This is a genomic window from uncultured Pontibacter sp., assembly GCF_947499215.1.
In the GTDB taxonomy this organism is placed as follows: Bacteria; Bacteroidota; Bacteroidia; order Cytophagales; family Hymenobacteraceae; genus Pontibacter.
Window position 1 is genome coordinate 348844 of sequence record NZ_CANMNI010000003.1, and the last position, 23615, is coordinate 372458.

Annotated in this window: 21 protein-coding genes; 5 read left to right on the forward strand and 16 right to left on the reverse strand. The window is 50.1% G+C overall.

What is annotated here, in order from left to right:
• Window positions 1-96 precede the first annotated feature (96 nt).
• Complete coding sequence (locus Q1A04_RS15360) at window positions 97-1206, forward strand: alanine racemase (RefSeq protein ID WP_299707776.1); 1110 nt, start codon at window positions 97-99, stop codon at window positions 1204-1206.
• Window positions 1207-1280: 74 nt separating this feature from the next.
• Complete coding sequence (locus tag Q1A04_RS15365) at window positions 1281-2159, forward strand: glycoside hydrolase family 25 protein (RefSeq protein WP_299707778.1); 879 nt, start codon at window positions 1281-1283, stop codon at window positions 2157-2159.
• Between the two features lie 36 nt (window positions 2160-2195).
• Here Q1A04_RS15365 and Q1A04_RS15370 read toward each other — a convergent pair whose 3' ends face one another.
• Together Q1A04_RS15370 and Q1A04_RS15375 are read right to left on the reverse strand one after the other, a co-directional pair.
• Window positions 2196-2915, reverse strand: coding sequence for a hypothetical protein (locus tag Q1A04_RS15370; protein WP_299707780.1), 720 nt, complete (start codon window positions 2913-2915; stop codon window positions 2196-2198).
• A gap of 100 nt (window positions 2916-3015) precedes the next feature.
• Window positions 3016-4827, reverse strand: a complete 1812-nt coding sequence (locus Q1A04_RS15375; RefSeq protein WP_299707782.1) for a glycosyltransferase family 2 protein — start codon at window positions 4825-4827, stop codon at window positions 3016-3018.
• 175 nt (window positions 4828-5002) lie between these two features.
• On the opposite strand from Q1A04_RS15375, the gene Q1A04_RS15380 reads away from it, so the two are divergent.
• Window positions 5003-6361 carry a glycoside hydrolase family 2 TIM barrel-domain containing protein gene (locus Q1A04_RS15380; RefSeq protein WP_299707784.1) on the forward strand — a complete coding sequence of 453 codons (1359 nt, stop codon included), beginning with the start codon at window positions 5003-5005 and terminating at the stop codon, window positions 6359-6361.
• 239 nt (window positions 6362-6600) lie between these two features.
• Window positions 6601-7416 (forward strand): nucleotidyltransferase, encoded by an 816-nt coding sequence (locus tag Q1A04_RS15385; protein ID WP_299707786.1) that lies wholly within the window; start codon window positions 6601-6603, stop codon window positions 7414-7416.
• Window positions 7417-7492: 76 nt separating this feature from the next.
• Here Q1A04_RS15385 and Q1A04_RS15390 read toward each other — a convergent pair whose 3' ends face one another.
• The 3 genes from Q1A04_RS15390 to Q1A04_RS15400 form a co-directional block, all read right to left on the reverse strand.
• Complete coding sequence (locus tag Q1A04_RS15390; protein WP_299707788.1) at window positions 7493-7978, reverse strand: GNAT family N-acetyltransferase; 486 nt, start codon at window positions 7976-7978, stop codon at window positions 7493-7495.
• A 3-nt stretch (window positions 7979-7981) separates the two neighbouring features.
• Window positions 7982-8407 (reverse strand): EamA family transporter, encoded by a 426-nt coding sequence (locus Q1A04_RS15395; RefSeq protein WP_299707790.1) that lies wholly within the window; start codon window positions 8405-8407, stop codon window positions 7982-7984.
• A 97-nt stretch (window positions 8408-8504) separates the two neighbouring features.
• Window positions 8505-9530, reverse strand: a complete 1026-nt coding sequence (locus tag Q1A04_RS15400; protein ID WP_299707791.1) for a phosphatase PAP2 family protein — start codon at window positions 9528-9530, stop codon at window positions 8505-8507.
• A gap of 250 nt (window positions 9531-9780) precedes the next feature.
• Here Q1A04_RS15400 and Q1A04_RS15405 point away from each other — a divergent pair, with 250 nt between their 5' ends.
• Window positions 9781-11244: an aminoacyl-histidine dipeptidase gene (locus Q1A04_RS15405; protein ID WP_299707792.1), complete on the forward strand. Its 1464-nt coding sequence runs from the start codon at window positions 9781-9783 to the stop codon at window positions 11242-11244.
• 66 nt (window positions 11245-11310) lie between these two features.
• On the opposite strand, the gene Q1A04_RS15410 is transcribed toward Q1A04_RS15405, so the two are convergent.
• The 11 genes from Q1A04_RS15410 to Q1A04_RS15460 all read right to left on the reverse strand — a co-directional run bounded on the left by Q1A04_RS15410 (window position 11311) and on the right by Q1A04_RS15460 (window position 23575).
• Entirely contained in the window at window positions 11311-11790 is a 480-nt protein-coding gene (locus Q1A04_RS15410) for a DUF2721 domain-containing protein (protein ID WP_299707794.1), read from the reverse strand.
• Window positions 11791-11964: 174 nt separating this feature from the next.
• Complete coding sequence (locus tag Q1A04_RS15415) at window positions 11965-13173, reverse strand: hybrid sensor histidine kinase/response regulator (RefSeq protein ID WP_299707796.1); 1209 nt, start codon at window positions 13171-13173, stop codon at window positions 11965-11967.
• A complete protein-coding gene (locus tag Q1A04_RS15420; protein ID WP_299707797.1) occupies window positions 13163-13735 on the reverse strand; it encodes a chemotaxis protein CheB in 573 nt (190 codons plus the stop codon). The genes Q1A04_RS15415 and Q1A04_RS15420 overlap by 11 nt, the downstream gene beginning before the upstream one ends.
• Window positions 13735-14565: a protein-glutamate O-methyltransferase CheR gene (locus Q1A04_RS15425; RefSeq protein ID WP_299707799.1), complete on the reverse strand. Its 831-nt coding sequence runs from the start codon at window positions 14563-14565 to the stop codon at window positions 13735-13737. Before Q1A04_RS15425 ends, Q1A04_RS15420 begins: the two co-directional genes overlap by 1 nt.
• Entirely contained in the window at window positions 14555-18616 is a 4062-nt protein-coding gene (locus Q1A04_RS15430; protein ID WP_299707801.1) for a response regulator, read from the reverse strand. The genes Q1A04_RS15425 and Q1A04_RS15430 overlap by 11 nt, the downstream gene beginning before the upstream one ends.
• Window positions 18617-18804: 188 nt before the next feature.
• On the reverse strand, window positions 18805-19329 hold the full coding sequence (locus Q1A04_RS15435; protein ID WP_299707803.1) for a DUF421 domain-containing protein: 525 nt from the start codon (window positions 19327-19329) through the stop codon (window positions 18805-18807).
• Window positions 19330-19415: 86 nt separating this feature from the next.
• Window positions 19416-19814: a GNAT family N-acetyltransferase gene (locus Q1A04_RS15440; protein ID WP_299707805.1), complete on the reverse strand. Its 399-nt coding sequence runs from the start codon at window positions 19812-19814 to the stop codon at window positions 19416-19418.
• A 48-nt stretch (window positions 19815-19862) separates the two neighbouring features.
• A complete protein-coding gene (locus tag Q1A04_RS15445) occupies window positions 19863-21326 on the reverse strand; it encodes a class A beta-lactamase-related serine hydrolase (RefSeq protein WP_299707807.1) in 1464 nt (487 codons plus the stop codon).
• 104 nt (window positions 21327-21430) lie between these two features.
• On the reverse strand, window positions 21431-21988 hold the full coding sequence (locus Q1A04_RS15450) for a helix-turn-helix domain-containing protein (protein ID WP_299707809.1): 558 nt from the start codon (window positions 21986-21988) through the stop codon (window positions 21431-21433).
• Window positions 21989-22137: 149 nt separating this feature from the next.
• Complete coding sequence (locus Q1A04_RS15455; RefSeq protein WP_299707810.1) at window positions 22138-22866, reverse strand: hypothetical protein; 729 nt, start codon at window positions 22864-22866, stop codon at window positions 22138-22140.
• A 160-nt stretch (window positions 22867-23026) separates the two neighbouring features.
• Window positions 23027-23575: a GNAT family protein gene (locus Q1A04_RS15460; protein ID WP_299707812.1), complete on the reverse strand. Its 549-nt coding sequence runs from the start codon at window positions 23573-23575 to the stop codon at window positions 23027-23029.
• Window positions 23576-23615: the final 40 nt, after the last annotated feature.

The window sequence follows — 23615 nt, forward strand, 5'->3', positions numbered from 1 at the left end:
GGTGATATTTGTCATGAAAAACGAATTTCAGGCGATAAAAAGCCCATCTTCTCCTGTTAACCTAGACACTTGGTGTACCCTTCAAAACTGAATTATATGCTTGACCATATCACACAAACCACTCTTTTGCTGGATGAGAAAAAATGCCGCCAAAACATCGCCATGATGGCCGAAAAGGCAGCACGCAATAACATCCGGCTGCGCCCGCATTTTAAAACGCATCAGTCGGCGCAGGTGGGGGAATGGTTTCGGGAAGCAGGCACGACAGCTATTACTGTGTCATCGCTCAAAATGGCCCGCTACTTTGCGGCTCATAGCTGGACCGATATCATGGTGGCCATACCTGTGAACATCCGTGACATGGCGCTGGTAAACGAACTGGCGGCCAAGGTCACGTTGCATTTGGTAGCAGTCAACATCGAAACGGTGCAGGCGCTGGCGGAGCGACTAACCCACCCGGTCAACCTCTGGCTCAAAATCGACACAGGCTATCGCCGCACGGGCATTTTGCCGCACAGCCACGAAGAACTGGATGCGATTGTGGCGCTTCTGGAGCATAGCGATAAACTGCAATTTACGGGCGTGCTCGCCCACGACGGCCATACCTACAAGCAGACCGATGCCGAGGCTATTCGCACCATCCACCACACCACGGTCTTTCTGCTGAATCTGGTGTGTGACAGGTATAAGGCGCGCTTCCCGGATTTGCAGGTTTCTATTGGCGATACCCCATCGTGCAGCATTCTGAACGATATCAGCGGTGTGGACGAAATCCGACCGGGCAACTATGTGTTTTACGACCTCACGCAGCAGCACATCGGTTCCTGCAGTTTCGAGCAGATCGCGGTGTGCATGGCCTGCCCAGTGATCGCGAAGCATCCGGAGCGCAACGAGATCATCGTGCACGGGGGCAGCGTGCATTTCTCCAAAGATAGCCTAGTGGGGGCAGACGACTCGCTGATTTTTGGTCTTGTGGTCGATTTGACCGAAAATGGCTGGTCGGAACCCTTGGAAGGTATAGAAGTGGTAGCGCTCTCACAGGAGCATGGCACAGTGCGAGCCAGCAAAGAGCTCTTCGACAGGTATAATATAGGCGACCTGATGGGTATACTACCGATACATTCCTGCCTTACCGCCGACGCAATGGGTAGCTATGTAACCATGGATGGAAAGCAGCTGGAACATTTGTCAGGTATAGCGCAGTAATTCTGTAATTTTTTGAGAACCCTGACGTCAGCAATTAGCCTGAAAGGCATATCTTTGCCCATCCCCCAACAGGTATGAGTACAGTTAAATCACCTCACCCGATTAAAGCCATCCGGACACCCAAGGCGGCGCAAGCCCCCAAGGTGCCCCGCCCCGCGCCTAAACGCAAGAAGCCCAAAAAGAAGCAGTCCAAACTGCCGTTCTGGATCGGGCTAGGCGTGTTGGCGGCTATTGGTATGCTGGTGCTTTACGTGGAGTTCTTCACGGAAAAGAAACAACCCGTCTGGCCGGAGGGGCACAGTCCGCTCGGTAACACCATTCTGGGGATAGACGTGTCGAAGTATCAGCGCAAAATAAACTGGGAGAAGGTGCGCGACAACGATGTGTCTTTTGCCTTCATCAAAGCGACGGAGGGCGTGAAGCTGAAAGACAGCCAGTTCGAGCGCAACTGGGAGGAGACGCAGCAGGTGGGCATCATCCGTGGCGCCTACCATTTTTACCGCCCCAACGTGGCTCCCGGCGAGCAGGCCCGCAACTTCATTGAAACGGTGGTACTGCAGCCGGGTGATCTGCCTCCGGTACTCGACATAGAGGTGCGGGGCCGACAGCCGCTCAACCACCTGCGCGGCGATTTAAAAGAGTGGCTTGTGCTTGTTGAGCGGGCCTACGGCGTCAAACCCATCATTTATACTGGATATAGCTTTTACAAAGACTATTTAGAGGGCTACTTTGATGAGTACCCACTCTGGATCGCGCACTATAACGTGAAAGAACTCAAAATGCAGCGCACCGAGCGGGCCCAACTCTCTTTCTGGCAGCACACCGACAAGGGTGCGATCGACGGCATCAAAGGGCCTGTGGACTGCAACATCTTCTACGGCTCCAAGCAGGAGATCCGAAAACTCTGTCTGCCGGACAGAGACAGCCCCAAAACAGGAAAGGCGCAGCCATAAGCTGCGCCTTTCCTGTTTCTTATCTTTTATACCTGCCTACCAGTCGGTGTTCCAACGGTTTCGGGCTGTGTTGAACTCTCTTGGTCGATGTTCATGCTGGTCGCGGTTCCTGCTGCCTTGGTCGCCTGACTGGCTTCTGGACTGCATAAAACCGCTGGAACCGTAGTCGCCTTCGCCATACCTGCTCGGAGTGTCGCGGCGATAGCTGCTGCCCATGTAGTTGCCTTGGTCGTCGCCATAATTGGAGCTGTAGTAATCGTCACGCTCAAAGTCGTAACTGTCCTGGCCGGGCTGGCCCTCAAAGCGGCGCGATACCTCACGGCCATACAGGTCTTCGCGATCGGAGCCATACCTGTTGTGGCGTCTGTAGTCTCGACTTTCGTCACTATACCTGCGCTGTGAGCCCATACCGCTGTCGTAAGGGTGGTCGGAATCGTGACGGCCACCACGTGTGTCTCCGAAGCCCTGCGCACCGCCGTAGCTACCCATATTGCCGTAGTTGCGGGACTGCTCAAAGCGGTCGTAAGGCGTCACGTTGATGTCAGAATAACGGTGCGATCCGCCCATTTCATTACCCTGATTTCCCCAAGTGCCTTGTTGGCTTTCGTTACCGTAGCCTCCTCTGGCAGATGATCCGTAGTCGTCGAAGCGGTGGCCGCTGTCGCGCTCAGGGTGGCGGTAGCGCTCCGAGCGACGGGTATGGAACAATCCTTCTTCGCGTCGGCCATAATCGCTGTCTGATGAGTGTCTGTTCATAGTTTTAATGGTTTAATGTTTCACATCAATACACTATTACTATAAACGGGAGAGGCTGGTATCCGTTGATGCAAATCACAGATTAGTGTTGCTTGCTCGACTAATCGATAACAAATGTGGTAGGAGCGGGGCTTATGGCCTGCAGATTTGCCGTAGACTTTTTAGCCGGTTTCTGAACAAGTGGACGGTCCTGTCTGTCAGATGTGTTATACGGCTTGTAGCCGAAGAACAGAAAACCCGCCGACACCGCCACCGAGAGCATGGTGATGACAATGGCCACGTAGCGGATGCCATCGTAAAAGCTGTGGCGCGTGCGCCAAATGGCCAATCGCAAGGGCTGCAGCACGGGCTGTAGCAGGCGGGCGTGCAGTACATTGTGGCGCACCCACTGTATGAATTTCTCTTGTCCGATCACTACCACACTTCCCAGTATGAATACATTCACCAAAGAGAACATCACCATCATCTGCACATACGGGTTGTCATACACGTGGCCGTACAGACGCTGGGAATAGGCGATGGCACCCAGCATGCCTAGCACCATCAGAATGTTGGGCAGGCTGAGCAGCCAGTTATTCTTCGGTTTATCGTCTTTCGGGGTCGGTATATAAGGCACTTTTACCCGGAAGATCGAATAGATCAGGCCCAGCATGAAAATCCACCACGTACCTGTTCGGAGGATACCCCCAAACATATGAAAGCCCTTCTCATTTTTTTCGTGCAGCCAGCGCTGCGCATACTGCCTAATTGCAATGGAAATGAGGAAAAACGGGGTGAACATGATCAAAAACTCCCCTAAGGACACATACCACGGAAACTCCGCCATGATAAGCGACACGGAAGGAATGAGAAAATCAAATAGGTTGAACAGCCCGAACAGGTAGTACATGGGCAGGGTGAGGTAGTGGATGCGCTGCCGCCACGTGAACTTGCTGAACAACTTCGGATATGTCGTAAACAAGAGCTCAAAGGTGCCGCGGCTCCATTTCACCTGCTGTTTGTAATAGGCGGCGAGGGTGCCGGGCACCAGTCCGCGGTTCAATATCTTGGGAACGTACACCGACTTCCAACCCTTGGCGTGCAGTTGCATGGCCGTGTGCATATCCTCCGACAGACCGGCCGCATGGCCGCCTATGCTGTCGAGGGCGCTGCGGCGGAAGGTACAGTTGGCGCCTATGGCCTGCACGGTGCCGTGGGAGTTCATGCCCATCATCATGGGGCCATAAAAGCTGTAGGTCTGCTCGGCGGCACCGTAGGCCACGAGGCTCTCTTTCTGGTTATAATAGGCCTGCACGCACTGCACATAGCCTATCTCCGGATCCTCAAAATAAGGCAGCACCTCATCCAGAAACTCCGGTACCGGTACATGGTCGGGGTCAAGGATGAGACAGATGTCTCCTGTGGCCTGCTGCAGGGCGTTGTTTATATTGCCCGCCTTGGCATTGATCTTTTTGGTTCTGGTAACATGGATTACCCCGAGCCGTTTGCACTGCTGCTTTAAATACGGGTCGTCGGCCTCGTCGCAGAGGTAGGTGGTGTGCGGATAGCGGATGCGCTGGATGGCCTCCAACGTGTTGATGATCATGTCGTAGGGTTCACCGGCACAGAAGGTGGTGAGCACGTCCACTTTGAATTGGGTGCGCAGCTTAGGCTTTACGGGTGTGCTTACGTCAAAATAGTGATACCATTCGTGGAGGGTGCGCAGCAGTTTGAAGCCGAGTGCGGTGGTGAGCAGTATGTAGAGCGGCATGTAGCCCACGTGGTCCTTATCCAAAAACCAGTACAAGAAAAGCACCATCGTGATCAGGCCCATCACGATCATAATCCGAATTGTCAAGACATCTTTTGGCTTGGGGACAATGCCGGGTATAGAGGAACGCTGGTCTGTTTGATGCCGAGTAGAAGTATACATCAGTAAGCTAACTCTTATTTATATATGGGTGAAAAGAGGCCTCCCAACACAGCATGTGCTGTGGGGATTAAAGTGTTGGGTGCAATAACATCTGAAGTTTATACTCGTATTAGCCTCAAAAGTTATATTGATTTACGCTACTATACCTGACCTTCACTTGTCAAAACCTACCTTTATGTCCAGCCATTTTTCATCTGTTGTTATCCTGAAAAGTTCAATTTTACCGCTGCTTATCCTGTTGGCTGGGGCCTGTTCTTTTAAGGCATCTGATGATCAGCGCTATGAAAAAATGGGTCGCAAAGTGGAAGTTGTGAAAGATGGGGATGCTTATACCTTGTACAAAGACGGAAAACCATATTTCATAAAAGGAGCGGCTGGCTACGAGCATTTCGACAAGGTGGCCGCCTATGGGGGCAACTCCATTCGGGTGTGGCACACCGACGATGCCCAGCGCATACTGGATGAGGCGCATGCCAATGGGCTTACCGTTATGCTGGGCCTTTGGATGGAGCGTGAGCGCGAAGGCTTTAACTACTATGACAAAGATGACGTGGCCGCACAGAAAGAGCGTCTGCGGCAGGAAGTGCTTAAATACAAGGATCATCCGGCCCTGCTGATGTGGGTGGTAGGTAACGAACTTTACGCCGAGGGTTCCAACGTGAAGGTATGGGATGCCGTGAATGGCGTTGCGGAGATGATTCATGAACTGGACCCCGACCACCCGACCACGACCACCGTTATGAATGTGCCGGAGAAAGTGGTGAACCTGATCAAGCGGCGCTGTCCGGCCATCGACATCCTTTCCATCAACGCCTTCGGGGCCATGCACAATCTGGCAGATGAACTACGGGAAACTGACTGGGACGGACCATACGTGATAGCCGAGTTTGGCGGCAGAGGCTATTGGGAAGCCTATACGACTTGGTGGTACGCGCCCATCGAGCAGACCAGTTCGGAGAAAGCGGAGTTTGCCCGCACCAAATACGAGCGCACTGTGCTGGTCGACAAGGACCGCTGCCTCGGCGCCTATGTGTTTATGTGGGGTTACAAATATGAAACCACGCCCACGTGGTTTAGCCTGATGACGGAGACGGGAGAAGAGACTGCGCTGGTGCATACCATGCGCGAAATATGGACCGGACAACAGGATTTTAACAAAGCGCCTCACATCGCCTACCTGACCATTAAGGACATCTTTCCTACCGATCAAGTTTACTTACAGCCCGGTGAGGACTGTATCGCCAAAGTATATGCTACCGATCCGGATGGGGATACCCTACAAGTAAGATGGGAGGTGCTGCCAGAAACGGTGAGCGAGGATGGTAACGCGATTAAGGAGGAAAAACCGGATGTGATCAATGGAGTTCTCGGCACGTCCGACGGTACGCAGGTTTCGTTGAAAGCTCCGAAAAGGGATGGGCCTTACCGACTGTACGCCTATGTGTATGACGGACAGGGGAACGTAGCATTCGCCAATTTTCCGTTCTATGTGAAGGCCGGAAACACGTTTAGCTCTGCGCTGGATTTTTACTAAAGAACTCATGTTATAGTTCAATTCAGGGGGCCGTCTAACAAGGGGAGAACCATACTATTCTTGATCTGTTTGTTTATTTGGCAAGAGCTACAACCAATTTGGAGCTTCTGCAGTAAACCACTTACCTCAGTTTTAGATTTAGGAGTAGTACAATTTAGACTGTATCTGGTAAGGGCAGTCTTCAGGCCATGCTGTCTCCTGCTGAACATTTCAAAGATTATAGAGCCTGAATTTGACACATGAGCAAGCAACTGAATAATACAAAAATAAAAACAGACCAAGTTCCGGTAAAAACTACGCGGGCAGTAGCTAAAAATGGGCAGACTCGGCCTAAAAAGCTAGATGCAGAAGACTTTTACAAAGAAGCGCTGAGCCTGCTGATCAAGAGCGAAGCGAAGTTTCTGGTGGGTGGCGGACTTGCCCTTGATATGTACACGGGCATCAACAGGGCCACCAAAGACTTGGATATTTTTTGCAAAGTGGGTGAATGTCCCCGCATACTCAAGACTTTTTCTGAAAGCGGCTACTATACCGAGATGACTGATGCCCGCTGGCTGGCCAAAGCCAAAAAAGAAGATCACTTGATGGACCTGATCTTCAATAACCCCGCCAGCATGTGCCCCGTGGATGATCGTTGGTTTGAATATGCCACCGAAGGAGAGCTTTACGGTGTAAAAGTGAGGTTCATGCCACCTGAAGAGTTAATCTGGTGTAAGCTATATGTGCAGAACCGGGAACGCTATGACGGCTCCGATATCAACCATATCATTCTGCGCTGCGGGGAAAAGCTTGACTGGAACCGGTTATGGTCCTATACCGAGCAACACTGGCAACTAATGCTGGCCCAATTCATGAGCTTCCATTTTGTATACCCATCAGATCGCGACATTATACCTCGCTGGCTGATGGACGAGCTGCTGCTGCGGGCTAAAGAGCAGTACGATGTGGAGACGCCCAAAGAGAAAATCTGCCGCGGCCCCTATATTGACCAAACGCAGTACGGCCACGACATTACCGTGTGGGACTACAAAGCACTCACCATGCGGACGATATAGTAAACAAGAAGTTAAATCGATACCAAAAGGTATAGAAACAGCGAGGCCTTGCAACTACATGCAAGGCCTCGCTGTTTTAGAACTTATCACTTCGTCGCTCGAGCAGGATCGTGTTGCGCCATACCCCGTGCAGCTGGGCAATGCGATCGCGGTAGCCGATCTGCCAAAAGCCGTGCCGCTCCTGCATGCGCAGGCTGGTGGTATTGTCAGCGAAGGTGGAGGATTGCAGTGTCCAGATGCCATTGGCTTCACTTTCTTCTATCATGGCACGCATCAACCGGTCGGCTATACCTCTGCCCCGGTGTCTGGTGGCGATGTAAATGCTGAACTCGGCCACTCCCCGGTAGCAGGCTCTGGAGGAAACGGGCAGTAGCGCCACCCAGCCCAGAACTTCACCATCCTCTATCGCCACTAGTCGGGTATGCGGCAGGTGATTGCGGTCCCATTCCTCCCAAGTGGGCACTTCCGTGTTGAAAGTCGAAAAGCCTGTCTCGAGGCCCTCGCCGTAGATGCGGAGCACATCACATGCATGCTCCGGTTTCATTGTTACAAGCTGTATCATCGCTTATTTCCAGATCAGAATCAGGGTGCCGCACAAGATTACGCCCATACCCAGCAACAGGCGCGGAGTAAGCGGCTCGTTCAGCAGAAAGTAAGAGAGCCCCACCGTTACCAGTATACCTGCCCGGTCTATCGTCGCCACCACCGACACATCGGCCGTCTTGATAGCTTTGAAGTAGAGTATCCAGTAAACCGCCGTGCAAACTCCCGCCAGTATAAACCAAGTCAGTGTTTTGTTGTCGATGAGCCGGGCAGTCTTCAGGCCGCCGGCGTACAGCGCATGCCCCAGTACCATCATAAACAGTACCCCTGTGCGTATAACCAAGGCCAAGTGTTCGTTGGCATTGTTATTCATTCCCATCTTCGCAAACACCATTGCCACGCCCCCTGTGAGCATGGCAACGAGTGCGTATCCTAACCAAGATTCCATTATTCTCAAAATTTCAGGCTGCAATAGTACGACAGGTTTTGTTCTCTCTTGCTAACCCAAGCCGGAATTATTTGCCTGTCAAGCCTCCTGATCTTTTTTACTTTTTTGTGAGCTGTTTAGCGGTTCTCACCTGTGCGATTTCAGCTTTCATGGCCTCCAAGTCAGCACGGAATTTACGGCTCTTCATTAGCTCGTCCACAAACTGTCGGGCAAACTCCTTACCAGCCTCTGAGTCGCTTGGGTAATGCACGCCGCGTGTTTCTCTGGAGAAGGCCATGTCGCTGGCTACCCCCATGAAGTGATCTTTGTATTCTGGGAAAATGTGGCTCAGGATATAAGCATGCACGTGAGAAGCGGAAGAGTGTCCGCTAGGGTAGGAGGCGTGACCCGGGGCTTCAAGGTTCTCCAGACGGGCATCCAGCTGGTATGGTCTCGGACGGTTGAAGTCATTTTTGAGTGAGAAGATGTAATAAGTGGCATCCTGTATCACATTCTGCAGCACTTTTGATGTTACGGGCAGCTGCTCCGCGTTGAACCAAGGGCCCAGATCGCGGCCGATGTAGAACAGGCTGTTGATGTTGCGGGTATAGTCAGGCTCAGCCGGGTTGGTGGTCAGCGGATCGAAGTAAACAGCTGCCATGGTCTCGGCGCGGTTGATCGCTTCAGCATTGCGCGTCTTTTGCAGGTGCAGCAAAAAGTCGAGTTCGGAGCGAGTTTCGGCGGAGCTGTTGGCCGGGAAAGGCTTCAGTTTAAACTTGCTTACCGGCACATCCACATATACCGTGCGCAGCTTTAGGTAGGCGCCACGTTTAAAGTCCGCCTCCGGGAAAGTGATGTCATCCAAAGAGCGGATGGCGACGTCAGACTTGTTTTCTTTAGCGGGTTTGTTGTTGCCGCTCAAGACCATGGCAGTCTGGGCGAATGCTGCTGTTTGCAGGGCCATGCTGCAGAGCAGAGCTAAAACCAATGTGAGTAGGGCAGGTGCCTGTTTGTTTTGCTGCTCACAGGCAGTATTGCAGTTTTGCTGCGCAGCGTCCTGCTGATTATTTGGCGTTTGGCTGCTCTGTTCGGCTTTCTGATTTTTGATAGACGCTGGTGTTGCGAATTGATAAATCGGTTCCATATGATGAATTGTTTTAATGTTTTAGTTTCAAATTCATCAGGATGACGGGGAGGTGAGTGGAAAGACGCAGGCAAATTGAAAAAAATAAAATATTTTTTTGACGATGGTTCTACCTAGCAAATTAATCGGCTGTTGCGCTCTCCTCTTGCTGGGGCTTTCACCATAATCTTAGTACCTTAGCGCAACCCAATTTTATACCTGTCGACAACAGCTGTAATTAAAAAACCGCAATCAAAATAAAACCCCATACATGAGCACTGAAGTAAGAGCACTCGAACCGAAAGCCCTTTGGAATAATTTTGCCGACCTGAACGCCGTTCCGCGTCCCTCTAAAAAAGAAGAACGTGTCATCGCATTCATGAAAGAGTTCGGGCAGAAACTCGGCCTCGAAACTATTCAGGACGAGATCGGCAACGTCATCATCAAGAAACCTGCAACCGCAGGTATGGAAGACCGCAAGACGGTATTGATCCAGAGCCACGTGGATATGGTGCACCAGAAAAACGCCGACACCGATTTTGACTTTGACACGCAGGGCATCGACATGTATGTGGACGGTGACTGGGTGAAAGCCCGGGGCACGACACTGGGTGCCGACAATGGCCTTGGTGTGGCTTCTATTATGACGCTGCTGGCATCCAATGACATCGAACATCCGGCTATTGAAGCGCTGTTTACAGTGGACGAAGAAACAGGTATGACCGGAGCCCTTGGCCTGAAAGGCGGTATGCTGGAAGCCGACATCATGCTCAACCTCGACACCGAAGACGATACCGAGCTGACCATCGGTTGCGCCGGCGGTGTGGACATAAACGCCAGCGGCACTTACCAGCCGGAAGGTATAAGCGGTGACCTAAAAGGCTACAAAGTAAGCATCAAAGGCCTGACCGGCGGACACTCCGGTATGGACATTTACCTAGGTCGCGGCAACGCCAACAAACTAATGAACCGTTTGCTCTACCAAGCCGCTGAAAAACTTGGACTGCGCATCGGCTCCATCGACGGCGGCGGACTGCGCAATGCCATACCGCGTGAGTCGGTGGCTGTGGTGGCTATACCTACAGGTGAGGCTGGTGCATTTGAAAAGTTTGTAGAAGAGCTGACGACTACCCTCAAAACCGAACATGCCACGTCCGATCCGAATCTAGCGTTGACTATTGAGCAAGTTGAAGCTCCTGCACAGGTATTGCCAGCCGATTATCAGGCCAAGTTGTTGCGTGCGCTTTATGCTTGTCACAACGGGGTGTACCGTATGAGTCCGGATATCGAGCATCTGGTGCAGACCTCCAACAACATGGCCCGTGTGCTGGTGCAGGACGGTAAGCTAACGGTGCAGTGCCTCACCCGCAGCTCGGTAGACAGCGAGAAAATGGATCTGGCGGCAGCTATACAGAGTGCGCTGGAATTGGCTGGTGCTTCGGTAAGCCTGAGCGGCATGTATCCGGGTTGGATGCCTCGTCCGGGTGCCGGTATCGTGCAGTTGATGAGCGATCTTTACAAAGAGAAGTATAACGGCGAAGCCCACGTGAATGCCTGCCATGCCGGTTTGGAATGTGGTATTATCGGCGCTAACTATCCGGAGATGGAGATGATCTCTTTCGGCCCGAATATCCGCGGTGCCCACTCACCCGACGAAAAAGTGCAGATCAGCTCCGTGCAGAAGTACTGGGATTTCCTGCTGGATACCTTGAAGCAAATTCCTGCGAAGGCATAACAGAATTCTCAAGATAAACAGCAGAGCCGCTCCATTTAAGAGCGGCTCTGCTGTTTTTTACATCTTCTACTTACTCACTCTCATCACCCAGTCCATCTCTCGATCTACGGCCTGCAAGGCAATCCTTGACTCCACTATCAGCAGCAAACTGGCGTAGAACAGCAGGCCGGCCCCGATCAGGCTGAGCATGGTGATCGCCCAAGCGTAGGGGAGGTTCAGCACGTCGAACAGGGCAATGGCGATGCTGGTGGCGACGAATACACCGAGGGTCAGGTATAGGCTCGTCATGGCGCGTTGCAGCAGGCGGCACCGGCGGGTGGCGCGCATCAGCAGCTCCAACAGAAAACCCTTTTCAGCCAAATCTGATTGAGAGAGCGCTTCTTTGCCTGTCAGGGTGCTGTACTGGTCAGCCAGTTTGCGGACTCGTTCCATGCTACGGCTCAGGCGCTGGGAGGTAGTCAGGATAAGGGAGCCACTGGCCATGATCAGAATGGCCGGGGTAATCATAGCCGAGAGAATAGTGAGTGCTGCGGAGAGATTGTCCATACCTGTGCTATACCTTAGTTAGGGCGACTGGGTTAGACTATCGTCAGCGCAGATTAAATTCCTGCTCTTTACTGGTTGTTCTAATTTCAGGTTTGTTTCAGTTGCAGAGTGGGAATAGCTCCAAATAAAAAGAGCGCATCCTGTGCGCCCTCAAATTTCTAAACTTTATACTCTCTACGCTCCTCTCAGGAATATCCTGAACTCCGATCCTTTGCCCAGTTCACTGTCGAACTCGATCTTGCCGTCGCAGTTCTCTACGATCCGCTTGACGATGGCGAGCCCTACGCCGGTGCCTTCTACATGGGCGTGCAGGCGCTTGAACATGCCAAATACCTTGTCTCTGTCTTCTTTCTTCAGTCCGAGGCCGTTGTCTTTAACACGCAACACGGTGAAGGTCCCTTCCGAATAGGTGCTGACCTCTATCTCCGGTTTTCGGCCGGGAGAGCTGTATTTGATCGCATTTGAAACTAAGTTATAGATGATGCTGCGGAGATTCTTACGGGAGAAGACTATTTCGGGGGCTTCTGAAAAGTCCGTATCGATCGTTGCATCATACTTTAAGATCAGATCCTGAATGTTGAGTGTTATGTCATCGATCAGTTCTTCAAACCGAACGCTCTCACTCGCAGTTTCATCCTGATGCTGTAGCTTCGCCACTTCAGTCAGGTCCATCAGCGTGAGCTTGAACCTACTGATGGCATCCTGTATCATAGCCATGATGATGTTCAGTTCATCGTGATCAGGCTCCGGGCTATCGAGCACCTCTTTAAGGGCCACCGCCAGTCCCTCGATGTTGTTGATAGGGGCTTTGAGATCGTGCGAGGCGGTATACACAAAATTATCGAGGTCTTTATTCACCCGTGTGAGTTCAGCAGTGCGAGCCTTTACCCGTTCCTCAAGCTCCCTGTTGATCTCCTGCGCACGCTTGTTGGCGCGCTCCAGCTCTTTTTTTTGCAGATAAAAACGCACGAAGGCGGCTACTTTGGCTTTGGTGATAGCAGGGTGCAGGGGTTTGAACAGAAAGTCCACAGCACCTGCCTCAAATCCCTCAATCACGTGTACATCCTGTTGGTGAATGGCCGTAACAAAGATGATCGGTACATCCCTTGTTTTAGAAATGTCACGCAGGTAGCGCGCCACTTCATACCCGTTCATGCCGGGCATCTGCACATCCAGCAAAATAAGGGCGAGTTCCTCCTGAAGCGCCATTTTGAGCGCTTCTTCTCCGGAGTTGGCGAATAGGTATGTAATGTTATCACCTTCTTCAAACAGCAGGCTTTCAAGGCTGACAAGGTTTTCTTCCTTGTCGTCCACCAGCATGATCTTTACTGGCTGCGTGTCAGTAGGTGCGGTAGTTAGTTTCGTGTCGTGGTCAGTGTTCATGTAAGGATAGCAAATAGGCGTGTATGCGCTCAACATTCATGATACTACAGCCGGGTATGCTGTTAATGGCAGCAAGTGGCATAGTAGCAACTTCTGCCTCGGCCGGGTCCTGTGCGATGACCATGCCTCGTTTTTCAAATATAGCTTTTAATCCTGAACTTCCGTCTCTGCTGGCCCCACTAAGTAGCACTGCCACTGTATTTTTTCCAAAAACATCGGCTGCGCTGGTAAATGTCACGTCGATGGAGGGACGTGAGTAGTTCTCCAACTCGGAATCGTCGAGCGAGAAAGTATGGTCCTTTTCGAGCAGCACGTGGTAGTTGGCCGGGGCAATGTATACATGGCCCGATTCTATCGGAGTTTTGTCATCGATTTCGATCGCTTTCAGGGTCAGTTTCTTTTCGAAGAGCTCCTGCAGACTGCCTTCTTGGTTTCGCAAACGGTGCAGCACCAGCACGATGGGAATGCTGAAGTCAGCGGGTAGGCCCTGCAATATCTTCATCGAAGCCTGTATGCCACCCCACGAGCCACCTATCACAATCAGTTTGGAAGAGCTATCCATCAATTGGTTTTACGGTATATGCGATTGTTTTTGTCTACTAGGTCATAACTGTTGCTGATGCCAGACATGGACAGCGTTTCTTTTTTGCCGAGCGCCAGATAGCCCAGACTCACCAGACTCTCGTCGAAAAGGCGGTATACCCGCTCCTGTAACTCCCGGTTAAAGTAAATCAACACGTTGCGGCACACAATCAGGTGAAACTCATTGAAGGAGGTGTCCGTGGCCAGATTATGCGGATAGAACACCACGTTTTTGATCAGCGAGGAGTTGAACTTCACATTGCCGTAATTGCTGGTATAGTAGTCGGCAAAGTCGCGCTTGCCGCCTGCCGCATAATAAGACGCGGTATAGCCTGCCATGTTGGACGCCGAAAAAATACCTTCCTTTGCCTGACGCAACACCTTCTGGTTGATGTCGGTAGCGTATATTTTCGATCTGCCCAACAAGCCTTCCTCCTCTAGTAGAATAGCCAGTGAAAAAAGCTCCTCTCCAGTGGAACAGCCCGCATCCCAGATCTTGATGAAGGGATAGGTCGACAGAATCGGCAGCACATTCTCGCGCAGCGACTTGTAAAAAGTCGGGTCGCGGAACATCTCCGTCACGTTCACGGTAATTTCCTGCAGAAAATTCTCGAAGAAGAAACTGTCCGTGAACAGAAACTTCCGCAGGTCTTCGATGCTCTGCAAATGCTTCTGTCCCAGAAAGCGCTTAATGCGGCGGTACACGGAGGCCCGTGCATAGCCGCTGAAATCGTATCCGTACTGTGTGTGTATTTCCTTGATGAGCGCCTCTACCTCCTGCTCAAACAGCTCCTCATTCTCAAGCTTCATACAGCCAAACGCGCATCAGGGTGAGCAATTTGTCGGTATCCACTGGTTTGGGAATATAGTCAGAAGCCCCGGCTTCTATGCATTTTTCTCTGTCTTCTTTCATGGCCTTCGCGGTGAGTGAAATAATCGGCAGTTGCTTAAAACGTAAATCCGTCCGGATTCGTTTTGTCGCTTCTATACCGTCCATTTCCGGCATCATCACGTCCATCAGTACCATGTCTATACCTTTCTCGGTATCAAGCTTTTGCAGGGCCTCTTTACCATCGTAGGCGGCGACCACCTGCATGCCGTGCAACTCCAGCAGACTGCTCAGCGAGTAGATATTGCGCACATCGTCGTCCACTACCAGTATTTTCTTACCGCGCAGCACCTCTTCCGGCACGTGCAGCTTCATCTTGAACTCGTTGCCCGGCGGCAGTTTCTGGTTCACCTTGTGCAGGAAGAGCTGCACTTCATCCAGCAGGCGCAGGTAGGAGTACTCGTTTTTGATGATGATCGTGTTGGCGAATTCCTTCAGCTTGGTTTCCTCTTCTTCACTCAGGTCTTTGCCGGAGTAGATGATGATCGGGATGTCACCCAGTTTGGTCTGCGACTTGATCTTCTTCATCCAGTCATAGCCTTTCATACCCGGCAGGTTGAGGTCGAGGATGATGCAGTCCACCTTTTGCTTGGCCAGCACCTTCTCGGCCTCTTCAGCGGAGTAAGCGGAGGTAGACTTGAGTCCGTGGGCCAGCAGCAGTTCAGCCACGGCTTTGTTCTCGATCTCGTTGTCCTCCACGATCAGGATATTCTCAATAGCGGCGCCTGACTTCTCAGAAATAGAGCTGAATGCTTTATTGAGCATCTCCAGCGTGACCGGCTTTGGCAGGTACTCTTCATTCTCGACATGCTCCCCAATTACCTCCTTGTCGTAGGCGGACATCACATGCACGTTGATGTGGCGCAGGTCTTTGTCTTCGCGCACTTGCTTGAGCACGTCCCAGCCGGTCATGTCCGGCAGGTGTATGTCGAGCAGCATGGCGTCCGGTTTCTTTTCGCGGGCGAGTTGCAGACCCTCGGCACCAGTGAAGGCTTGGTGCACCTTAAAGTTCTTGGCAGCCGCAAAATCAGCGAGAATGTCGCTGAAGCCTTTGTCGTCTTCCACAATCAGCACGCAGATGTCCTTCTTGTCCTGTCGCTCCATGTTGAGGAACACTTGGCCCATGCTTTGGCTCTTTTGCTGTGCAGGTGATGAGCTTTGCACTGGGGCAGGCTGAGCGACTGAAGGGGTGTAGGCAGGAGCTTGGCGCTGCTCAGGTATAGCCGCTCCGTTTGTTGCGCCGAAAGGAACACGCGGCAGGTATAGCGTAAAGGTGCTGCCCTTGCCCGGCTCACTCTCCAGCATTAGTTCACCGCCCAGCAGGGTCGCCAGCTCTTTGCTGATAGTCAGGCCCAGTCCGGTGCCGCCATACTTGCGAGTGGTAGAGGTGTCAGCTTGCTGGAAAGCTTCAAAAACCACATCCTGTTTGTCCTGCGGTATGCCTATACCTGTGTCGCGCACGGCAAAGGCCACCACATCCTGCGTATCGCGCAGTTGTGCCGATTTAAAGGCAGGCCGCTGTGTGACAGGGTATACCTTAAACTCAACTTCGCCCCCTTCGTCTGTAAACTTAATGGCGTTGCCGATGAAATTTTTAAGGATCTGCTCCAGTCGGAAGCGGTCTGTGGTGATGTTGTCGAAGACACCCGGCACATGACGCTCTTTAAAGTTGATCTTCTTCTTGGCGGCCAGCTCCTTAAACATAGGCTCCATCGAGATGTCGGCCAGCTTCAGTTCCTCGGTCTCCAGTTTCACCATCCCCGACTCGATCTTGGACAGGTCCAGAATCTCATTAATCAATCTCAGCAGGTCGTTGCCTGACTTGTGGATGATCTGGGCGTGGTCAACCTGCTTCGTCGAGAGCGTATTTTCAGTGTTATCAGCCAGCAGGCGCGACAGGATGAGAATACTGTTGAGCGGCGTGCGGAGTTCATGGCTCATGTTGGCTAAGAAGTCGCTCTTATACTTGCTCACCGTCTCCACTTGATGTATTTTCAGTTCGATGGCTTCACGGGCATCTTCGAGGGCTTTGTTTTTGGCACCAAGCGCTTCGTACTGTTCTTCCAGCAGTTGTGCCTTCTCTTCCAGTTCGGCGTTCTTCTCCTGCAGTTCCTCTTGGTTCACGCGCAGCTCTTCTTCCGATGCTTTCAACTCGGCATTGAGCTGGCGCAGTTCTTCCTGCTGGGTTTCAAGTTCCTCGGCTTGATTCTGGGTTTCGTAGAGCAGTTCTTGTGTCTGCAGGTGCGCTTTCAAGGTATGGATGAGTACCGAAACACGTTCGGCGGCGGAGTCCAGCAAACGGCGCTGCACTTCAGAGTATGCTTTGCGCGAGGCTAGTTCCAGCGCACCGACTACAGTGTTGCCGAAGTAAAGCGGAATGATCAAGACTGTGGCTGGCTCAATATCCGTCAGGCCAGTGCGGATGCGTAGGTATTCTTCCTGCACCCCTTCCAATACCTTCACTTTACGCTCGCTTACAGCTTGGCCCACGGTGCCGGTTCCGATCTCAAACACGGGCAGCTGCTCTTTGTTTTGCTGCACACCATGGCTGGCGGCGGGCTCCAGTTTACCGTTGTTGTTGTGCAGGTATAGCACGCCCGCCTCGGAGTCGGTATAGTTGCAGAGGTAGGAGAGAGCATGCTTGGCCACTTTATCGAGGGTATTTTCGCCCCCGATCAGGTTGCTGAGCTCTGCCACACCGGTCAGCACCCAGTTGCGGTTTGCATTCTCGGTCGTAAAGCGCTGCAGGTTGTCTTTCATGTCCCGGATGGAGAGACTTAGCATATCCTCTTCGCTTTGCACATCCACCTCCACATCGTACCGGCCCTCACCAATGGCTTGTGCCACCCGAGACAGCGATACAGTTTTGTTCACCACGCCTCTGAAAGAAGAGGCCACACTGCCGATTTCGTCTTCACTTTCAATATCCACTTTCACGTCGGTAGCGCCCAGCCTGATGCGGTCGGCGGCGTTTTTGAGGGTGGCGAGTGAATTAGAGATTAGGCTGATGATGTAGTAGGAAAGCAAACCCGTAAGAGCCAGAATGAGCAGCAGCATAACGAACAGCATCTGCAGGTAGCGCTCCTTGTTTGCGCTCTCGTCCTCTACCTGTGTTCTGATGTTTTGGATCAGGTGTTTTTCAGCTGTTCGGAGCGCCTCAATATTGGTGGTATACAGGCTGTAAACCGTGCCGGCATTAACGTTGTTCAAATCAAAATCCGGATCCTGCTCAAGGCGCTGTACCACAGCAATAGCCTGTTTATAGGAATCTGACACCACAATTTCCTGCACCTCACCCACAGTGGCTTCGTCGGCGTAGCGGTAAAAGTCCTCTAAAGATGTCGTGTGGCCATTGTATTGAGTCATCAAAAGGGCATAATCCTGATAGGAGAAAATGCCTTCCTGAATGGATTTCATGAGCAGGCTGCGCATGCGGCCAAGTTGGATCTTGGCCTCAGAAAGACTTTTAAAACTGATCAGCTTGCGGCCAATCTCGGCATTGCTTATACCGGTGGCGCTGGCATCCATGCGGTTGAGCATGTTAAACAGCAGACCGGTGGAGTAGCGCCGGAAGTCCAGCACATCCAAGAGACCCTGATCCAGATCGTTGCGGTACTTGTTGAGATCTTGCAAGGCGGAAATGGCAGGGAAGGAGCGATTGGTTTCGCTCAGGAAGTCGACGAGGTCACGAGCGGCGGCATCGGTCAGGTTTCTTTGCGCCCGGGCATCGAGTATGAAGATAGAGTCGCCGGAAGCGGCTGCCAAGATGCGAGCCCGCTCCCGCTGAAAAGCATGCAACAGTGTCGATATTTTCTCTGATTCTGTCAGCTGTACGATTTCGTCCTGCAGTTTGTCATTCTCCTCGAGTTCGCGCTGCACCGTAACGGCTACAAAATAGATAAGCGGAAAGAGGAGCAGGGCCAGTAGGAGGAGGAGTTTATCCCTGATCTTCAGGTTTCGGATGATGTTCATCGAGCGTGCGTAGGGTTAAGCAAGGGTGAATAAGAACCTGTTGAAAATGCAAGTTAATAAAACACAGGGAATTTTGGGCGTAGGCAGAGGAAATGCCCGGACAAATTGATGCTGTAGCTTGTCTGGCGATGCTGACAGCTAGTAAGTAATAGTTAATTGGGGTTGAAGTCTCGCTGTGTAGCCTAATTTCACCGCGGAAAATTTTCGGCGTCTTTTAAAGCGTTAGGGGAGTCTGATTTTAACGTAGGTATAACCGTTATGTCACCTGTGGATTCCAAGATCATCACATCAATTTTGGACAAGTCTTCCTGCCCTTTGGAGCGTGCGGCGGAATTAATCTCTTCTATGGTGATGCGCTCTCTTTTAAGAATATCCTGTAACACTTCTCCTTTGTAAAGCAGCAGGGTAGGCTGACTGGTTATAATTCGCTTGACTTGCTTTACACGCACCGAGAGCCAAGTAATGGCGTACTGCAGGAAAATCAGTAGGAAAAATGCCAGTACACCATCTGCCAGCGGTACACTTTTGTTAAGCGAGACTGCGGCGAGTGCTGAGCCCAAAGCCACTGTTACAATAAAATCGAAGGCATTCATTTTAGAGAGCGTTCGCTTGCCCGATGAGCGCAATAGCAAAACTATGGCAATGTATGCCAGAATGGTGATGGTGAATGTTCTGAAAATACTGTCCCAGTTGTCGAAAAAGAATTTTTCCATAAGGTGCGTATGCCTTTGCTTTAAGTATAGGTGTACGCCCTCTTTTACTGGAACGAGCTTATGCGGTTGCAAAAGAGTAAAATCGGCTACTCGCTGCGTTTCATCATGAATCCGTTTTCCACTTTATCGAATCCCATTTTTGGGTAGTAATCCATTGCTGCCCGGGCAGAAAGTAACAGCAGCATTGTTTGCTCTCCGATGACTTCCCTTGTCAATGCGATCAGCTGCCTGCCGATGCCTTCTTTCTGGTATTCTTTGCGCACAGCAAGGTCTGACAGATAGCAAGCATAGCAGAAATCGGTGAGCGAGCGGGCTATACCTACGAGCTGCTCATCATCCCAAGCCGTTATCACCAAATTGGAATTGGCATACATCTTAGCGATGCGCCCGTGATTAGTTGTCGGGCGGTTTATGCCTGAGCTGTTGTAGAGGTCGATGATCAGCTGCGTGTCTGGCGTCAGGTCTGATTTGTAGGTGATTTCCATGGCGTTGTGAAGGCGTTTTTCAAGTTAATTTAAATGTGATAAATGGCTTCATTTCTTATCCCACAATTCCTGCCCAAGGTATAGGTGCTTGGTGAGCATCTCTTCGTATACCTTGTCCACATTATCACCATTTAAGAAGATCAGATACCCGTTTTTTGACTTTGGAAAAATAACGGACAGTGCGCTTACGCCCGGGTCTTTTCCTGTATGAAGCAAAGCATATTCGCCATTGCTAAACCCTGTCAGTTTTTCCCAGCCAAGCCCAAAGTAGTCATCTTTACGCAGTTGCACTTGACTTTTGTGCATCTCTTCTAAAACTGAAGCTGACAACTCTGCTCCGTTTAACACATAAGCCAGAAAATTTCCGAAATCCTCTACGGTTGTCAGAAGATTGGCCGCCGCATTGGCCTCATAATATTGGGTTGTGGGGAGCTGTGTCCCTTCAGCGTCGAAGTTATGCGCATACCTTGACTCGTCCATGGAGGTATTCCACCAGAACCGAGTGTCGTCTATACCTGCAGGTATAAACAGGAACTCCGCGGCAAGCTCCTCCATGCTTTTGCCCAGCTTTTTTTCAATCGACTTTCTCAGATACTCAAAGCCTTCGCCGGAGTACTGGTACTTTGTTCCGGGCTCAAATTCAAAAGCTAGCTTGTTAGACGTGGCCATATACCGCCAGTTTGGGAAACCTGTTTGGTGGGAAAGCACGAGCCTTGGCGTAAGTTTTTTATACCGCTTGTCTTTCTTGAGATCAGGGTCAATCCAATACTTATACAACGGCTCCTCTAAATCTAGCAAGCCCTTGTCAATAAGCTTTAGGGCGGTGAGCGCTACGATGGGCTTGGTTAAAGAAGCTACTTTGAAGATAGTATTGTACGGGGCTGTCTTTTTACCATCCAGCGTACCGTAGACTTCTACTTTGGTCAGTTTCCCGTTTTCTATAATGCCCAAGCCCATGGCTGGCACACGGTTCTCTTGTAGCAGCTGCCCTATCGCATCTGCCCGCTGTTTCTCTGGGCGTGGTTCATGATGGTCGTAGCTTAAGACTTCGCTCAGTTTCCAGTCGCCATTTTCTTGCACCCATACTGAGGAGAAGCGAGCTGTACCTGTCCAGAAGTCTTCTTTTCCTGCCTCTCTAATATAAAAATGGTGGATGCCATGCTGGATAGCTCCATATAGCTCTCCATTGTTGTAAAGCGGAAAGACTTCCAGACTCGCTTCGTCCAGTTTTCTGATGGGTTTTTTAGCAGGGTTGGAGCAGATGTTTTTTCTGGTGTTCTCCAGAAAGGCTATTCGGTCCTGATAACCGCCTTGGTCGTGAAAAAACTTTAGATCATCCGCAACAGCTTGCTCAAGGTATACCATGTTGCATTGGTTAAAACCTCTTTCAAAAAAGATGCTGTCCTGCTGCTTGAGTTCGAGAAAGAGGGGAGAGCTTCTGTCTACTTGGGCCCTCAAATCAAGGGAGCAAAGTAGAAGGAATAACGTGCTGAAAAATATACGCTTTGCCATGGGTATGTTTTTTTTTTTATGACAAAGGTCTGCAACTGGTAAGATTTTCAGAAAAAATTTGGCCGCCAATAACACGACAGGGACCCGCCAATGTGGCAACGGGCTTATATGATGCTGAAATTTAGTTTGATGTACAGCCGTTTGTTTTTGTCGAGCTCAGCCGTATTCCGGAGGATGATGAACACATTGGACAGTACTAACAAGATCATAATAACCATAGTGAATTTGTTTCCCAAGTCAAACCAGTTCTTCATAAATGCACCCAGCATGAAAATGATAGGTGACAGAATGGTCCACAAGATTTGAACAGACACGATTTGCTTGGTGAGTGGTGTAAACTCTTTCTTGGCAAACATGAGGATAAGCGGGAGCACGATATTGGCCGGTGGAATGATGGTGAACGGGAGGGAGGATAGGTTGATCAGCTTGAGCCATGTTAAGTCCGTTTGATCAGGTATAATTGTTTGTTCAGGTATAGTATTCTCGGTAAGCAGTTCGCTTTCCGTCACGTCGAGCGCCTTGGCCAATGCCTTGAGGGTATAGCCTTTGGGTTCAGTTCCCGATTCAATACGTTGTATGGTTCTCACAGAGATCCCTGACTTTTCAGCCAACTCTTCCTGTGTTAAGTTTGCCGTTTCTCTAAGCGCTAGTAGTTTGGACATTTACCGGAGTATGAACTTTAGGGGTAACGTTAGAAGCCATTTATGGTAAGTGGAGGCAAGAGCCGAGGCGTGGGGACAAAGCTTGGAAATTTGCATCACAAAAACGATCATGGCCCGCGTGCACCAGCATATGAGTAACGCTAGTTAGGTTACTGTTTAGTAACAACAACACTTGCAACAGTTTGCCAATTCTCAACAACTTGGTCGTAGAACGGTTCTTCATCAGATCCACCCTTCCAAATCACATACAGCAGGCTATTATCTGGCTGATTAAAGCTTCTTGCAGTCTGTAGTAACTCTGTCGAGATACCTGTCATAACTTTGTCTAAGTTAAAGGTGAAAGTCGCTTTGTATTCGTCGGAAGGATTGATTGTTATGTCTGTAACAGTAAGATCTGCCTCGAAGGGAAAGGAGCTTCCTACCCTTACATGATCTATTCCTCCTTTTGTATTTCTAAATGTTCCTTTTAGGTCAAAAGCCAGATCAGAATTTTTCGATTTGAGACAAAACAATTTAACCTTCACATCTTTGTAAGAACCTGTCGGTAATTTAATTATTCCCGCCAGAGCATCAGCATTGAAAATATCTATGTTCTTTTCAACGAAAATGACAGTATCAAGCAGGTTGTCACTTTTCCCAACAAACGCTATTTTTTCTACATAAATAGAGGCAGAGGACCACTCAACAGCAACGGTATTCATGGTGCCATCCGATTTATTTTCCCTTCTCTCTACACCACTACCCGAGGCTTTCGCGAAATAAGATATATTTCCATAGCTGTCTGCGTCTTTAACAGGAAAATCGTCTTTTTTACAAGCTGTTACTGTTGATAATGCCAGCAATACGATGAGTAAATGTTTGAGTAATGTAGGTCTCATTTTAGTTTTTGGTTTGATAATTCTTTTTAACCGGTCTCGTGTAAGGCACGTGGAGGTATTCAAGGATAAAAATTGTCCAATCGGGATGAATTCAACTATCTTCTATAAACGTAACTTATAATTATGTATCCGCCATTCACATTGCTATAGGTTTTTGATATTATCTTTTCCAATCTACTTTGTTAATTTCAAGTAGATTCTCTTGGATCCATTGCCCTCTTTTCAGATATCCTTTTTCAATATATCTTGAAAAGAACATCCCAACCTTTTTCAAAACCCGTTCGCTTTTTTTATTCCAAAGTGCATGACAAGCAACAATCTTATTTGCAGCCAAAATCTCGAATCCAAAATTTATTACTGCCTTTGTGGATTCTGTCATATATCCTTTGTTTTGCTGTTCCGGATGTGTCCAGAATCCAATATTCCATATGTCTGGTTCGGCTTCACGTCTAATAGATATTTTTCCTACAAGAGAATCCTCATCTTTGTTAATTATTGTAAAACTATAAGCTGAATCTTCATTCCATGCCTTTTCAATATTTTCATAGACAGAAATTAATTCATCAGGAGTTTCAGGGGCATCCCACACCATACCATCGTTAAACCCTTCAAATCTCGTTGCAGAAAATACAAATGGAATATCATCAACTTTAGAAATTCGCAGAAGTAATCTTTCTGTTTCAATGGTAAATGTTTTAGATATCCTCATGTAATCGTAGTTATTGCAATAGCCTACAACGGCTCTGCTA

Bases quoted from the DNA above. Each gene is read 5' to 3' on its own strand.
- Q1A04_RS15400 (WP_299707791.1), bottom strand. From the start codon at position 9,530: ATGGAACCGATTTATCAATTCGCAACACCAGCGTCTATCAAAAATCAG.
- Q1A04_RS15365 (WP_299707778.1), top strand. From the start codon at position 1,281: ATGAGTACAGTTAAATCACCTCACCCGATTAAAGCCATCCGGACACCC.
- Q1A04_RS15410 (WP_299707794.1), bottom strand. From the start codon at position 11,790: ATGGACAATCTCTCCGCAGCACTCACTATTCTCTCGGCTATGATTACC.
- Q1A04_RS15460 (WP_299707812.1), bottom strand. From the start codon at position 23,575: ATGAGGATATCTAAAACATTTACCATTGAAACAGAAAGATTACTTCTG.
- Q1A04_RS15395 (WP_299707790.1), bottom strand. From the start codon at position 8,407: ATGGAATCTTGGTTAGGATACGCACTCGTTGCCATGCTCACAGGGGGC.
- Q1A04_RS15375 (WP_299707782.1), bottom strand. From the start codon at position 4,827: ATGTATACTTCTACTCGGCATCAAACAGACCAGCGTTCCTCTATACCC.
- Q1A04_RS15390 (WP_299707788.1), bottom strand. From the start codon at position 7,978: ATGATACAGCTTGTAACAATGAAACCGGAGCATGCATGTGATGTGCTC.
- Q1A04_RS15420 (WP_299707797.1), bottom strand. From the start codon at position 13,735: ATGGATAGCTCTTCCAAACTGATTGTGATAGGTGGCTCGTGGGGTGGC.
- Q1A04_RS15450 (WP_299707809.1), bottom strand. From the start codon at position 21,988: ATGTCCAAACTACTAGCGCTTAGAGAAACGGCAAACTTAACACAGGAA.
- Q1A04_RS15430 (WP_299707801.1), bottom strand. From the start codon at position 18,616: ATGAACATCATCCGAAACCTGAAGATCAGGGATAAACTCCTCCTCCTA.
- Q1A04_RS15360 (WP_299707776.1), top strand. From the start codon at position 97: ATGCTTGACCATATCACACAAACCACTCTTTTGCTGGATGAGAAAAAA.
- Q1A04_RS15370 (WP_299707780.1), bottom strand. From the start codon at position 2,915: ATGAACAGACACTCATCAGACAGCGATTATGGCCGACGCGAAGAAGGA.
- Q1A04_RS15405 (WP_299707792.1), top strand. From the start codon at position 9,781: ATGAGCACTGAAGTAAGAGCACTCGAACCGAAAGCCCTTTGGAATAAT.
- Q1A04_RS15415 (WP_299707796.1), bottom strand. From the start codon at position 13,173: ATGAACACTGACCACGACACGAAACTAACTACCGCACCTACTGACACG.
- Q1A04_RS15385 (WP_299707786.1), top strand. From the start codon at position 6,601: ATGAGCAAGCAACTGAATAATACAAAAATAAAAACAGACCAAGTTCCG.
- Q1A04_RS15455 (WP_299707810.1), bottom strand. From the start codon at position 22,866: ATGAGACCTACATTACTCAAACATTTACTCATCGTATTGCTGGCATTA.
- Q1A04_RS15445 (WP_299707807.1), bottom strand. From the start codon at position 21,326: ATGGCAAAGCGTATATTTTTCAGCACGTTATTCCTTCTACTTTGCTCC.
- Q1A04_RS15440 (WP_299707805.1), bottom strand. From the start codon at position 19,814: ATGGAAATCACCTACAAATCAGACCTGACGCCAGACACGCAGCTGATC.
- Q1A04_RS15425 (WP_299707799.1), bottom strand. From the start codon at position 14,565: ATGAAGCTTGAGAATGAGGAGCTGTTTGAGCAGGAGGTAGAGGCGCTC.
- Q1A04_RS15380 (WP_299707784.1), top strand. From the start codon at position 5,003: ATGTCCAGCCATTTTTCATCTGTTGTTATCCTGAAAAGTTCAATTTTA.
- Q1A04_RS15435 (WP_299707803.1), bottom strand. From the start codon at position 19,329: ATGGAAAAATTCTTTTTCGACAACTGGGACAGTATTTTCAGAACATTC.